We start from the raw sequence: 13,577 nt of genomic DNA, 5'->3' as shown, positions 1-13,577 counted from the left end.
TAACTATTTCTCCCTTCTTGTTCTACTACGTAACATCTTGCGAATTTTATGTAGTGGATCTTCTTGTACGGCTTGTCCATTCATTTGTAGAGTGGACTCCGGATTACTATGCTCCCAATATAATTGACTGGTTAGCACTTTGGCCGTGCGAATCATCTCGATTTCCATATGTAACCCAATCTCGTCGTAGGTAAAGATGACCAAGAAATCATCCACATATCCATGAAAGGAGCCAATCGGTTTAAATTGAAACATTTGATAAAATGGATGTGGCTTCACTTCTGAATCGTATTCATTGCTAATCTTATAAAGTAAGAATCCAGCCTCTTCAATTTCTCGTAGGATTTTTTGAATGATCGGAGAAGGAAAGATATGAATGCGATCCGAATCCGTTGGGGCTACGCCTAGTTTAATATCTAACATGGTTTTTAAGAAAATGGGGAAACGTCCCTCCGACATCGGAATCTCCGCGGGAATTCGAAATTGGAATGGAACTCGTTTCGTCTGTTCTGCTTCAATCATCACAGCATCGGAAAGTGGAAACTTTTTAAATATATGCGATACTTTTTTTCCGCCTTTGTTATATTGGACAACTAAAGCTAGTTCAATTTTCGAGATATCTTGATCTGTACTTCCACCTCGAATGACCACTTCTCCCTTTAATACATCCCCAGGGAAAAAGCGGTTATCTGCTAAAATGGTATCCACACTAGCAGAGCCAAATCCAGCACTGGTGATCCACTTACGAAGCATCTTTGACCTCTCCTTCTATCGTCAAACACATTTCATTTTCAATTGAAATTATAACACAGCCTGTGGCTTCCGTTTTCACCTGTTTCTCGTTACAATGACAAGGAGAAAGAGAAGGTGAGATACGTATGAATCAAAGAATAAAGTCTACTACACTATATGAACAGGCACTCGATGTGATCGTAGGAGGAGTGAATAGCCCCTCTCGCTCATTTAAAGCGGTTGGCGGCGGTGCTCCGGTCTTCATGAAGCGAGCAGAAGGTGCTTATTTTTATGATGAAGATGGCAATCGATATATTGATTATCTAGCGGCTTTTGGCCCTGTTATCTTAGGACATGCCCACCCAGCCGTCACACAAGCGATTCAAGAAACAGCAGTTGATGGGATTTTATATGGCGCACCCACTTCGAAAGAAGTTGAATTTGCTACGATGCTTCGGGATGCGATTCCTTCCATGGAACAAATTCGCTTTGTAAATAGCGGCACAGAAGCAGTGATGACCACTATTCGCCTAGCACGAGCTTATACTGGGCGTAATAAAATCCTAAAATTTGCAGGATGTTATCACGGGCATTCTGATCTGGTCCTCGTTGCCGCTGGCTCTGGACCGTCTACACTCGGAATCCCAGATAGCGCCGGAATTCCAACTAGTATCGCGCAAGAAGTAATTACGGTTCCTTACAACGATATCCCCGCTCTGCAAGAGGCTCTTGCTAAATGGGGCGATCAGATTGCAGGTGTGTTAGTGGAACCTCTTGTTGGAAACTTTGGGATTGTACCTCCCGCTCCTCAGTTCTTAGAACAGGTAAATGAGCTTGTCCATCAGGCCGGCGGTTTAGTTATCTATGATGAAGTCATCACCGCATTCCGCTTCCAATACGGAGGAATCCAGAATTTATATGGAGTTGAGCCTGATCTAACCGCACTCGGGAAAATCATTGGAGGCGGACTCCCAATCGGAGCTTACGGTGGCCGTAGAGAAATCATGGATAAAGTCGCTCCTATGGGTCCAATGTACCAGGCGGGAACGATGGCAGGCAACCCACTCTCTATCTCCGCAGGAATTGCTTGTATTCGTGAATTAAGCAAAGAAGGCACCTATGAGAAACTAGATGAAATGGGAGCTCGGCTAGAAGAAGGAATTCGTTCTTCTGCTAGTAAACATGGAGTACAAATCACGCTAAATCGATTTGGCGGAGCACTTACCGTCTACTTTACGGATCAAGAGGTATTCGATTACGATACAGCCCAAACTTCAGATAGCGAGAAGTTCGGAGAATTCTTCCGTCTCATGCTAGAACAAGGAATCTACTTAGCTGCTTCTAAATACGAAGCATGGTTCCTAACCACAGCTCATACGGATCAAGATATGCTCGAAACCTTGCAAGCCGTAGATATCGCATTTTCAAAAATGGAGACACACCCATGAGTAACCAAACAACCATCTACGAAGCGATCGGAGGGGCACCTACCATCCGCCAGATTGTAGAAGTCTTCTATCCACGGGTTAAAGCACACCCACTTCTCGATCCCATCTTTCCGGAGGACCTAACCGAAACCATTGAAAACCAATACATGTTTCTTACTCAATTCTTTGGTGGTCCTGGCTTATATACGGAGAAAAAAGGACACCCTATGCTACGCGCACGGCACATGCCCTTTGAAATTACTCCTGAGCGAGCAGAAGCATGGCTTACTTGTATGCACGAAACACTGGACGAAGTAGGCATCCATGGTCCCATCCGTGAACAAATGTGGTCACGGCTTGCCATGTCTGCCTACCACATGGTAAATCATGAATCAAATACCCAGTAAACACAAAAAACGAGTAAATGGAATAGCTAATTCCAATACTCGTTTTTTATGTTTGTCCTTGAGTAAATCTTACTCTTGGCCCAATAGCATCACCAGCGTTTAATCCTGACACATTGGAATTAATTACCCCTGAAGAGTTGTCTCGCACTGCTCCACCAACTATGTTGGCAACATTTACTCCAGTAGGACCTGGATTCCAGTGGGACCTGTGGCTCCAATTTCTCCTGTAGGTCCGGTTACTCCATCCGCCTCCGAAGGTCATAGAAAAAACACCTCCAACTGTTGGATTTTATTTCGTGTCTAACAATTGGAGGTGCAGTTCAGAGTAAAATAAAAAGCCCTTTCCTCGTTAAAAGGAAAAGGCTTCTATCATGATTATCTACGGCATGAAGATGATTCCCGCTGCGGATATAACAGCTACCATCACTCCAAAAGCAATAAAGAGAATATAGTAGAGAGATCCTTTTTGATCCAAATGCATAAAGGTAAACAATTGCAATAGAACCTGAATCACCGCAAAACCGAGCATCAAGGGTAGTACCCAAGCCACTGGTACAACATCTCTTAGTACAAGAACGAAAGCTGCGACGGTAAGCAAGATCATCGCCACAAATGAAACGATATGCTTCATTTTACTCTCAGATTTGTACTCAGTTGGTTGGGTATTAGAAGTACTTTGATCCGCCATCATTATCCCACCATTCCGAGAAGATATACCAACGTAAAGATAAACACCCATACAACGTCGATAAAGTGCCAATACAGACTACTTACAAATAGCTTAGGAGCTGTTTCTGTATTAATGCCCCATTTCCAAGCTTGATACATAATCGTCGAAATCCAAATGATCCCAAAGGTTACGTGCGCACCATGCGTTCCAACTAAAGCATAGAAGGAAGAACCAAAGGCACTACTCATAAAGGTATGACCCTCATGTATATAGTGAACAAATTCATAGATCTCGAGAACTAGGAAGGAGAGACCAAGCAATACGGTTACTCCCAACCAGAAGAGCATTCCTTTTTTATCTAGCTTATTCATTGCCATCATGGCGAAAACACTGGTTAAGCTACTAAATAACAAGATCGCTGTCGCTACCGCAACAAGAACCGGATCAAACAATTCAGCCCCACTTGGACCATTTACAGTTTGATTACGGAGCGCTAGATACGTACCAAACAAACAAGCAAACAATACGGTTTCAGCACCAAGGAACATCCAGAAGCCCATTACTTTATTTTTACCTTCAAAAGTAGCTGTCTCTAGATGCATCCCCGGTTTGATTTCAACTGGATGATGAGCCATTAACTTTTCGCCTCCTTATCTAGGAGTTCTTTCGGTTTTACATAGAATCCATGATCACGGTCGAAGGAACGCATGAACATCGTTACGCCGAACGCAAGTAGCCCCATGACACCGATTTGCCAACTACGAGCGATTAAGCCCCAACCACCCACAAAGAGGGCAATCGACATCAAGAATGGGATATGAGAGCCAGATGGCATATGAATCTTACCTAACGGCTCAGCAGGAGTCATCTGCTTGTTTCCTGCTTGTTTTTCGAGCCAGAATGCATCTACACCGCGAACTTCTGGTAGTTGTGCAAAGTTATAGAAAGGAACTGGAGTCTCAGTAGCCCACTCCAATGAACGACCATCCCAAGGATCTGCAGCAGCAATTTTTTTGGAACGGAACGATTGAATCATATTCCAAGCAAAGATAATGGTTCCGATTCCCATGAGAATCGCACCGAATGTACTCACTTGGTTAATATATTCTAGCCCTACATTTGGTTCGTAGGTAAACACACGACGTGGCATACCGAAGAGTCCCAAGAAATGTTGCGGGAAGAATGTTAGATGGAATCCGATAAAGAAAAGCCAGAAATGCCAATTTCCTAGTCTTTCACTTAACATCTTACCAAACATTTTCGGCCACCAGTAGTATGCTCCAGCAAGAAGAGCAAATACCGTACCACCAATTAACACATAGTGGAAGTGAGCTACTACGAAATAGCTATCTTGATATTGGAAGTCGGCCGGAGGAGCAGCAAGCATAATCCCCGTCATACCACCAATAACGAATGTTGGAATAAAGCCAATTGCCCACTTCATGGCGACTGGAAAGGTTAATTCTCCGCCCCACATAGTAAACAACCAGTTAAATACTTTGATACCCGTTGGAATCGCAATGAGCATCGTTGCGATAGCAAAAATGGAGTTCGATACAGGACCGAGGCCTACAGTAAACATATGGTGAACCCATACCATGAAGCCTAAGAATCCAATTAATGATGTTGCGAACACCATCGAGTTATAACCAAACAGTTTCTTTTTAGAGAATGTCGAGAAGATATCAGACATAATCCCAAACGCAGGGAGAACTACAATGTATACCTCTGGGTGACCGAAGATCCAGAACAAATGCTCCCAAAGCACCGCACTACCACCCATTACATGATCGAAGAAATTCGCTCCGAAAAGGCGATCCATCATCAATAAGAGAAGTGCAATGGTAAGGGGAGGCATTGCAAAGATAATCAACACAGAAGTAATCAGTGATGTCCATGTAAACATTGGCATACGAAGTAGGCTCATGCCTTTCGTACGCATGTTTAAAATGGTGACGAGGAAGTTAATCCCACTCATCGTCGTTCCTGCACCCGCTATCTGCAAGCCGAGTACATAATAATCGACCCCAGGCCCCGGGCTATATTCATTCAAGGCTAATTGTACATAGGAAGTCCAACCAGCATCAGGAGCTCCACCGAATATCCATCCCATATTCGTCAAAAGCGCTCCGAAGAAGAACAACCAGAAACCCAAAGAGTTTAGAAACGGAAACGCAACGTCGCGCGCACCGATTTGCAGAGGCATAACCACGTTTATCAAACCAAAAATCAGTGGCATAGCCGCAAAGAAGATCATCGTTGTACCATGCATTGTAAGTAATTCGTTAAAAGTACGTCCTACAAAAGCATCATTTCCAGGAACCAATAATTGGTAGCGCATGAAGAGCGCCTCCAAACCTCCTACTACAAAGTAAAAGATCCCCGCCATAAAATACATGACACCAATTTTTTTATGGTCCACCGAGGTAAGCCAATCCCAGGCTGTGGTCTTACGCGCACGTTGGATCAGGGTATTATTATATCCCCCTGTAAAAATCGCTGCAAAGAATAGCCCGAAAACAATCATGATAAGCAATGTACCCAAGGTAGTCCCTCCTTCGTTACCTCACAAGACAGGAGTCTTATTTGCGATTCATTAAGTATTGCGTTAGAGCATCAAGCTCTTGATCATTCAGGAAGTCAAATTTCTCCATCTTCGTACCTGGCTTGATCGATTTGGGATCTTTTAGCCAAGCTTTTAGGTTCTTTTCATCGTACTTAAGAATACCTGCAATGGACTGACGGTTACCAAACTTCGTCAAATCTGGGCCTTCTCTTTTTGGATCCATACCAGCATGACATTTGATACAAGAACTATTAAAGATCTCTTCACCCTGCTTTTCTTTCGCTGTCACAACAGGTGCTGGAGGAGCAGACATCTTCGCAATCCACTTATCAAAATCAGCTTGTTCTTCTGCGACAACTTTAAAGTCCATCAAAGCATGACTCGCTCCACAAAGCTCTGCACATTTACCGTGGTATAATCCTGCTTTTTTCGCATCAAGTGTAAGCTCGTTGACACGTCCAGGGATTACGTCCATCTTACCCCCAAGTGCTGGAACCCAGAATGCATGAAGTACATCAGTACCTGTAATTTTAAAGTGAACTTTCTTCCCAACAGGTATATGTAATTCTTGAGCCGTTTTAAATCCTTGTTTCGGATATTTAAATTCCCACCAATATTGATGACCGACAACTTCTACCACCAACACATCGTCGCCTTTTGGTACTTCAGCAAGATCGAAGGTATACTTCACAGTCGGAATTGCGAGCGCTACCAGAGCCGCAATCGGAAGAACCGTCCAGATAATTTCCAACACAGTATTATGATCCTTGTATTTGGAACGGTCTAACGTTACCCCTTCACGCTTTCGAAACTTCACTAAAACATAGATAAAAATAGCCATTACAATAGCAAAAACCACTAGCATGATCGCAATACTAAAATAGATTAAGTCTAAGCTCTTTTCACCCGCGGTCCCTTTAGGATCAAGTACATTGAGTGCATCACTTGGTAGTATTTTACTTGAATCACAGCCTGCTAATACAAGCATCGCTAGGGCAAGTACAGCTAATATTCGCCATAAACCTTTTCGGCTCACTACATTCAACCTCACTTTCTGAAGACAGTTCCTCTCATAAACTCAGTATAACCCCGAATCCTGAAAAGAACTGATTGAATAAATGCAGGGCAACAAAACCCTACTTGTTCACATCTAATAGAAGGATGTAATTCCTTTGTCAATCACCATCACTAAGAGTATGCCCATGAGATAGATGAGCGAGTAGAGAAACATCATCTTAGCCCAAGCGATATCATCCTTGGCATAAAAGCCTTTAATAGAAAGGATGATGTAGACAACCCCTAGTATGGTTGCTGCCGTTAAATACACCCAACCACTCGCCCCAGTAAAGAACAATAAGAGGGATGAAGGCAACAACAAGAGGGTAAAGAGTAGCATTTGGATCTTGGTCTCAGCAAACCCTTTTATCACTGGTAACATCGGAATCCCAGCAGCGCGGTATTCTTCTACCCGACGCATCGCCAGCGCAAAGAAGTGAGGGGGTTGCCACATGAACAAGACCAAGAAAAGAGCCCAAGCGGTTAAATCGATCCGCTCGGTAACAGCCACCCAACCGATCATCGGGGGCACAGCACCAGAGACACCACCTACTACAGTATTCCACACACTCGTACGCTTCAGCCACATTGTATAAATCATCACATATACAAAGAACCCAATAAAACCCAAGAATGCTGTAGCGGCATTGACCAGTACACCAAGTACAATAAATCCTGCCACACTTAAAAATATGCCGTACCATAACGCAACCATCGGCTTAATTCGACCTTCAGGGACTGCTCTGGTCTCTGTGCGATTCATTTTTGGATCGATATCTCGATCGTAAAAATTATTTAACACACAGCCTCCTGCAATCACCAATGCCGTTCCGAGGAGCGTCCATAGTAGGTTTAGAAAATCAAAATGCTGAAAACCAGAAGCCAGCCAAAAGCCCGTAAATGTCGCGAGCAGATTTGACTTATTAATACCTGGCTTCGTAACTTCGTAGTAATCGCGCCACGTTGATTTACCTACATCCATGAGAGACTGGGAAGCTAATGCTCTCTCAGCAGATCTTGACATAACAAACCTCCCTCCTTGTTTACGTCCAACCAAGAAGCTGATTGTTAACATCCTTTTTCAAGCAAATACTTTTATTCACAATCCCTGATTTACGCTTGATACCAACATCATTTTAGTTGATGATGGATGTTCGTGCAAGGGCAGAAAGATTTCCAGATAAGATAGAAAGGATTTGTTTTCTCCCGCATTTTCGTATAATAACATTTACTTGCTTCAAAGTTCCCTTAATTCGCATGGTATTCCATCCATAAACGAACCTTGTTACATAGTATGTGAATATTTTATGTCAAAATTTCATGGAATCAAAATTTGTTTTTTTCATTGGAAAGAGCATCTAAATTTTGTACGTGAAAAAGTTCACTATAAAGACCCTCACGTAATAGGAGCTGTTCATGTGTTCCCTTCTCCACCACTTCTCCTTTATCAATGACAACGATCTGATCCGCATGGGTAATCGTAGACAACCTGTGAGCCACTACGATCGTGGTTCGATTCTTAGCAAGTCTCTCCAGTGATTCCTGAACCAGTGATTCCGATTGCAAATCAAGCGCGGATGTAGCCTCATCCAAGATAATAATCCGAGGATCTTTTTGAAACACACGAGCAATCGCTAAACGTTGCTTCTGTCCACCCGATAATTTTACACCACGCTCTCCAATTTCCGTTTGATAGCCCTGAGGAAGTTGCATAATAAAATCGTGCGCATTTGCGGCTTTTGCGGCCTCTACCATCTCACTTTCTGAAGCCTCTATATTCCCCATCCGAATGTTTTCAGCGATCGTCCCACTAAAAAGAAAGTTATCTTGAAGAACGAATCCGATCTGTTTTCGCAAGCTTTCCTGCGTGTAGTCACGCACGTCCCGACCATCTACTTTTATACTACCTTTCGTCACATCAAAAAAACGTGGAATTAGTCCAACGATAGATGATTTACCCCCACCAGACGGTCCAACTAAGGCAATCATCTGACCCGCTTCTATCTCTAAATTTATATTTTTTAGAACAGGATCTCGTTCTTTCCCGTAAGAAAACTCAACCTCATGAAAGTCAATCTTTCCTTGTACCTCTTTCACTACATATGCATCGGGACGGTCCACTATGTCGTAAGACTCATCCAGAAACTCAAATACACGATCCATAGAAGCGTGTGCTTGGGTAAGCGTAGTAGAGGCGTTTACAAGTCGACGTACGGGTGAATAGATCAGTCCTAGATAGCCATAGAAGGCTGTCATAGCCCCCAGAGTAAGTCCACCCTGTATGACTTGGTAAGCAGACACCGCAATCACAATAATCGGGGCTAAATCGGTAATCGTATTAACAGAAGCAAATGTTTTCGCTGTCCAACGTGTATGAGTCAACGCTTTTTCGAGAAAATGGCGATTCCGCTTTTGAAACTGGACTTGCTCATGGTCTTCAAGATGAAAAGCACGGATCACAGGAATCCCCTGAATCTTCTCGTGAAGGTGCCCTTGTAACTCGCTCAATGCTTGTGATCTCTCACGTGTGTACTTCCGTAGATTCTGATAAAAGTACTTCACACTAAGCCCATATAACGGGAAGATCGAAAGCGAGATTAAGGTCATCCATGGATCGATCCAGATCATCATTCCCACCGCAATAAATAAAGTGATAAAATCCAACCAAACATTCATCATGCCCGTAATCACAAACTCTTTTGTTTGTTCCACATCGTTAATCACGCGTGAAATCACTTGCCCTACTTTTTGATTATTGTAATAGCGGAGTGATAATCGCTGGATATGATCATACATCTGATTCCGCACATCAAATAAAACACGATTGGCCGTCCATTGGGCGAAATATTGCCTGTAATACTCCGCGGGGATTCGTACGACTGTAAATAAGAAAAAAGCACCTACTGTAATCCACCATAGTTGCCGCATCTGTTCTTCCCTGGCCATCCCAGATAGCAGTATATGGTCGATCACATACTTAAGCATAAGAGGCAATAACAACGGGATGCCAAACTTAATCATCCCGATCCCCATTGTACCTACAATCTGCTTCCGATAGGGCTTTACAAATTGGAGATATCTTCGAACACTTCCCATATTTTCATCTCCTACATACCATCGAATCTGGTGCCCCTAGTATATCAAAAACAGAGTACCAACACACAAAAAGACCGAGAACAATCATGCTCTCGGTCTTACTTTCTTATTAGCGTGAAATTAATGACGCGCTTTTTCCAACGCTGGTAACAATTTCGCGTTTAGAATTTTGATGTAAGTACCTTTCATTCCTAGGGAACGGGACTCTACTACACCAGCAGATTCTAATTTACGAAGTGCGTTTACAATTACAGAACGGGTAATTCCGACACGATCCGCAATCTTACTTGCTACTAGTAAGCCTTCTAAGCCATCTAGTTCGTTGAAGATGTGTTCTGCTGCTTCTAACTCTGAGAAAGAAAGAGAGCTAATCGCAAGTTGAACCACTGCACGGCTACGAGCTTCATCTTCTACTTTACCAGCACGTTCGCGAAGTACTTCCATTCCTACTACAGTCGCACCATATTCGGCCAAGATGAGGTCATCGTCTACAAAGGATTCATTCACTCGAGAAAGAACGAGTGTACCTAAACGATCTCCGCCACCGATAATTGGAACCAATGTGGTAAGACCTTCACGGAACATTTCCTTCATTTCATATGGATATGCAGTGTAGGGACTATCAACCCCAATGTTTGGCATTGTATGATCTACTTCCATAAGAAGACGAGCATAGTCAGCTGGGAATTCGCGATTAGTCTGATATTTTTGCATGCGCTCATTTTCAAAGTCATGATTCGTAGCAAGACCCATCATTTTTCCTTCTGGATTTACAACATAGATGTTAGAAGAAATAACGTCGCAAAGTGCTTGTGCAACCTCATCAAAATCCACCAAGTGGTGACCTACGTTTTTTTGTAAGATCTTTGAAATTCTACGTGTTTTGTCTAGCAAGTTCATGAATAAATGCCTCCTATTTTTTGCAAACCTATCATTTAAATGGACCTTATTGCCAAAACGCCAATTCTGACAAAAGAGGATTTTTTTCAACAGGATTTGATTTTCGAAAGATTGAAATGTACTTTACCTATTATGCTCTTTTTTTCCACATAGGCAAATTAATTTTTGTGAACAATCTTTGACTTTTAACCACATTTGCAATAGTTTTTAAAAATTGGTCAAAGATGGGCACTTAGGGATGGTCTCCATAGAATCCATTCTACTTTTCCCTCGATCAATCGCACAGAAACCTGTCCTACTGTATCGTATCTGCTATCTCGAGAAGCAAAGCGGTGCCGGTTATCTCCCATCACAAAAATCGTTCCTTTTTGCACTACAATCGGTCCGAAATTTCCATCTTCAATCCTGGTATCGATATAGGGTTCTGTTACGACCTGTCCATTTCGCAGAAGCTTTCCGTCTTTTATCTCAATCCGGTCAGCTGGGACCCCGATCACTCGTTTTACGAGATATCGATTTGCGTCGGAGGGATCTTGGAACGTGACAACATCCCCTCGCTCTGGTGTGTGAAACAAAAATGAAAATTTGTTGACTAACAAACGATCTCCATCGTGTAGGGTTGGTTGCATGGATGTTCCGTTTACGATTGACATCGCAAGTATAAATTGGTTTACTCCAATAGCGATTGATACGCCAAACAGCGCCAAGACAATCCACTTTGTTACACGATGTTGAACGATACTGACTACATTCACTCCATCATCCCTCTCCTTTGATCAGGGAACGATACTGCCTGAACCAATATGGGGCAATTTCTGGAGCAAATGGAGCTGATCGGGTATGGATCAGATCTGTGATCTTATGTACAGCTTGTTCAATCTGTAACATTACCTGTGAGGGGTACGCGTATCGAACTTGATTTACCTCGTACTCATCCTGATCCACAATTTGAAATCTTAAATCAGAATAGGTGATAACATCAAGGTCATAATCGATATAGGTTATGACATTTTTCGTGCGATCCAATATCACAGGTGAGGCGATGTTGGTGTAATAGTATCGGAGCTTGTCCGAATTCCTGTACACGCAAACCGTATTAAACCATTCGTCCTTGGGAAAAATCGTAATGGCTATGCCAGCAAAGACTGCATCGGTTCCATCCGGCTGGATGACTTCGACGTCTTCATTGGCAATCACTAATTGACGATCATCTTCATGAAGGACAAAAGAGGTTTTCCAGATTCGGTGCAAAACATCTTGGTGCTTGTAACTCTCTACCCGCACCATGTCGCCTCGATTCTGTAAGATTTCCACTCACCTCCAGAAAAGCGTTCCTATTTTCCTTTATTGCCAAAATCTGAAAGATATAAAACAAACGTTTCAGAATTTATTTTCGTGATCTGCTTTTTTGGAGTAAATGAAAATCTTTAATTCTGTTATCCTTTACCTCAACGATGTGATTATGATATATATTTTTATTCATATTTACAATGATGTAAATATTACCAAGTAAGAAAAAACAGAGCTCTCTAACATCGAGAGCTCAAGTGGCTCGTGGGTTTGCCCAACTCTTGTGAACGTTCTGTGGCTTTCAAAATCGCCTCACAAATCGCCTCTTCAAAATAGAATTTCTTCAACGCCTTCAATCCTGCAAAAGTCGTACCTCCCTCGGAAGTAACTTCTTCACGTAGACGAGACGGTTCTTTTCCAGTATGGATTAGCATCTCCGCAGCACCGATACAAGTTTGAATAATAAATTGTCGAGCGATATCAGATTCGAGCCCCACGTAGACCCCTGCTTTTTGCATGGCTTCTACCATGTAGTAGAAATAGGCCGGTCCACTCCCTGCAAGCCCTGTTACAGCATCCATCTGCGACTCCTGAACCTCTAGCACGATTCCGATTGACTCTAGAATCGTTTTAGCGGTGGCGAAGTTATATTCCTTCACATGCTGCCCCTTACAAATGGCAGTTGCCGATCTACCTACTGCCGCTGAGGTATTCGGCATCGTTCGTACAACGGCTACTTTTTGCGGACACGCCGCTTCGATCTGATTTGTACTCACGCCTGCGATCACGGAAAGAATCAATTGATTCTCCCTAAACTTAGGGCCCCAAACCTGCAAAACTTGACTAGCCACTTTTGGTTTGATCGCGAGTACGATGACATCCGACTCTAAAATAGCTTGCTCATCATGAGAATGACGAGTTAATTGATAGCGGTCAGCTAACTCTTGTAGTCTAGCACAGTTAGAACGATTCACCACTGATATATTACACGACGGGATCACTCTCCCCCTAGTCAATCCTGCAATCATGGCCTCTGTAATCGAACCCGCGCCGATAAATCCAACACGAAGATGCTCAAATATATGATCTGTCACTTTCTTTCCTCCTTATAAATAAAAAAGCAAATTAAAAACAAATAAAAAGCAAATAAAAAACAAATAAAAACCCGTTCATCCACTTAAGGACGAAAGGGCTTTCTTCCGTGGTACCACCTTATTTAAACTCACTAACCGTGAATTTATCTCTATTTATGCAGAGAAACATATAAACATACAATTTATTTCGTTCCCAACTGCATAACTCTGAGATAACGGTCAGCTCCGATCTGATTTCTAGAAAGCAAAAACAGTCTATCATCAGCCACTACAAGGGCGGGTTCGAGCTAGGTTCTAGATAGAATCTTTCAGCCGATGGACTCTACTCTCTATACTAGG

General features: G+C 42.7%; 13 protein-coding genes and 1 other annotated feature (1 of these 14 only partly in view). Of the genes, 2 read left to right on the top strand and 11 right to left on the bottom strand.

The annotated features are described in order from the left end of the window. Positions 1–3 precede the first annotated feature (3 nt). The gene (locus tag EDD57_RS05635; protein ID WP_131848500.1) at positions 4–753 is read right to left on the bottom strand and encodes a sporulation protein; all 750 of its coding nucleotides are present in this window, start codon (positions 751–753) and stop codon (positions 4–6) included. 125 nt (positions 754–878) lie between these two features. Between EDD57_RS05635 and EDD57_RS05630 the strand changes: the two genes are divergently transcribed. Continuing rightward, entirely contained in the window at positions 879–2,180 is a 1,302-nt protein-coding gene (locus EDD57_RS05630) for a glutamate-1-semialdehyde 2,1-aminomutase (protein WP_131848499.1), read from the top strand. Continuing rightward, complete coding sequence (locus tag EDD57_RS05625) at positions 2,177–2,566, top strand: globin domain-containing protein (RefSeq protein ID WP_131848498.1); 390 nt, start codon at positions 2,177–2,179, stop codon at positions 2,564–2,566. Before EDD57_RS05630 ends, EDD57_RS05625 begins: the two co-directional genes overlap by 4 nt. Positions 2,567–2,945: 379 nt before the next feature. On the opposite strand, the gene EDD57_RS05620 is transcribed toward EDD57_RS05625, so the two are convergent. The 10 genes from EDD57_RS05620 to proC form a co-directional block, all read right to left on the bottom strand. Next, positions 2,946–3,254 carry a cytochrome C oxidase subunit IV family protein gene (locus EDD57_RS05620; protein ID WP_165873682.1) on the bottom strand — a complete coding sequence of 103 codons (309 nt, stop codon included), beginning with the start codon at positions 3,252–3,254 and terminating at the stop codon, positions 2,946–2,948. Between the two features lie 2 nt (positions 3,255–3,256). Then, a complete protein-coding gene (locus tag EDD57_RS05615; protein ID WP_131848496.1) occupies positions 3,257–3,871 on the bottom strand; it encodes a cytochrome (ubi)quinol oxidase subunit III in 615 nt (204 codons plus the stop codon). After that, on the bottom strand, positions 3,871–5,763 hold the full coding sequence (ctaD, locus tag EDD57_RS05610; RefSeq protein WP_131848524.1) for a cytochrome c oxidase subunit I: 1,893 nt from the start codon (positions 5,761–5,763) through the stop codon (positions 3,871–3,873). The genes EDD57_RS05615 and ctaD overlap by 1 nt, the downstream gene beginning before the upstream one ends. A 55-nt stretch (positions 5,764–5,818) precedes the next feature. Further along, positions 5,819–6,838: a cytochrome c oxidase subunit II gene (gene coxB / locus EDD57_RS05605; RefSeq protein ID WP_243649452.1), complete on the bottom strand. Its 1,020-nt coding sequence runs from the start codon at positions 6,836–6,838 to the stop codon at positions 5,819–5,821. Between the two features lie 114 nt (positions 6,839–6,952). Beyond that, positions 6,953–7,882 (bottom strand): heme o synthase, encoded by a 930-nt coding sequence (cyoE, locus tag EDD57_RS05600; RefSeq protein ID WP_243649451.1) that lies wholly within the window; start codon positions 7,880–7,882, stop codon positions 6,953–6,955. 302 nt (positions 7,883–8,184) lie between these two features. Then, the gene (locus EDD57_RS05595) at positions 8,185–9,954 is read right to left on the bottom strand and encodes an ABC transporter ATP-binding protein (RefSeq protein WP_131848495.1); all 1,770 of its coding nucleotides are present in this window, start codon (positions 9,952–9,954) and stop codon (positions 8,185–8,187) included. A gap of 120 nt (positions 9,955–10,074) precedes the next feature. Next, positions 10,075–10,854, bottom strand: a complete 780-nt coding sequence (gene codY / locus EDD57_RS05590) for a GTP-sensing pleiotropic transcriptional regulator CodY (protein WP_072335743.1) — start codon at positions 10,852–10,854, stop codon at positions 10,075–10,077. A 218-nt stretch (positions 10,855–11,072) separates the two neighbouring features. Then, entirely contained in the window at positions 11,073–11,609 is a 537-nt protein-coding gene (lepB, locus tag EDD57_RS05585; RefSeq protein WP_131848494.1) for a signal peptidase I, read from the bottom strand. Positions 11,610–11,613: 4 nt separating this feature from the next. Next, on the bottom strand, positions 11,614–12,168 hold the full coding sequence (locus tag EDD57_RS05580; RefSeq protein ID WP_131848493.1) for a DUF402 domain-containing protein: 555 nt from the start codon (positions 12,166–12,168) through the stop codon (positions 11,614–11,616). Between the two features lie 215 nt (positions 12,169–12,383). Then, positions 12,384–13,238 carry a pyrroline-5-carboxylate reductase gene (gene proC / locus EDD57_RS05575; protein WP_243649450.1) on the bottom strand — a complete coding sequence of 285 codons (855 nt, stop codon included), beginning with the start codon at positions 13,236–13,238 and terminating at the stop codon, positions 12,384–12,386. An 82-nt stretch (positions 13,239–13,320) separates the two neighbouring features. Beyond that, positions 13,321–13,577, bottom strand: a binding site (T-box leader); it runs 36 nt beyond the window's last position.

It is taken from the genome of Baia soyae (assembly GCF_004341445.1).
Taxonomy (GTDB): domain Bacteria; phylum Bacillota; class Bacilli; order Thermoactinomycetales; family Thermoactinomycetaceae; genus Baia; species Baia soyae.
This window is presented reverse-complemented; position numbering and strand designations above follow the sequence as displayed.

Excerpts from the sequence above, each read along its gene's own strand:
- EDD57_RS05635 (WP_131848500.1), bottom strand. The coding sequence starts at position 753 with ATGCTTCGTAAGTGGATCACCAGTGCTGGATTTGGCTCTGCTAGTGTG.
- EDD57_RS05630 (WP_131848499.1), top strand. The coding sequence starts at position 879 with ATGAATCAAAGAATAAAGTCTACTACACTATATGAACAGGCACTCGAT.
- EDD57_RS05625 (WP_131848498.1), top strand. The coding sequence starts at position 2,177 with ATGAGTAACCAAACAACCATCTACGAAGCGATCGGAGGGGCACCTACC.
- EDD57_RS05620 (WP_165873682.1), bottom strand. The coding sequence starts at position 3,254 with ATGGCGGATCAAAGTACTTCTAATACCCAACCAACTGAGTACAAATCT.
- EDD57_RS05615 (WP_131848496.1), bottom strand. The coding sequence starts at position 3,871 with ATGGCTCATCATCCAGTTGAAATCAAACCGGGGATGCATCTAGAGACA.
- ctaD (WP_131848524.1), bottom strand. The coding sequence starts at position 5,763 with ATGATTGTTTTCGGGCTATTCTTTGCAGCGATTTTTACAGGGGGATAT.
- cyoE (WP_243649451.1), bottom strand. The coding sequence starts at position 7,882 with ATGTCAAGATCTGCTGAGAGAGCATTAGCTTCCCAGTCTCTCATGGAT.
- EDD57_RS05595 (WP_131848495.1), bottom strand. The coding sequence starts at position 9,954 with ATGGGAAGTGTTCGAAGATATCTCCAATTTGTAAAGCCCTATCGGAAG.
- codY (WP_072335743.1), bottom strand. The coding sequence starts at position 10,854 with ATGAACTTGCTAGACAAAACACGTAGAATTTCAAAGATCTTACAAAAA.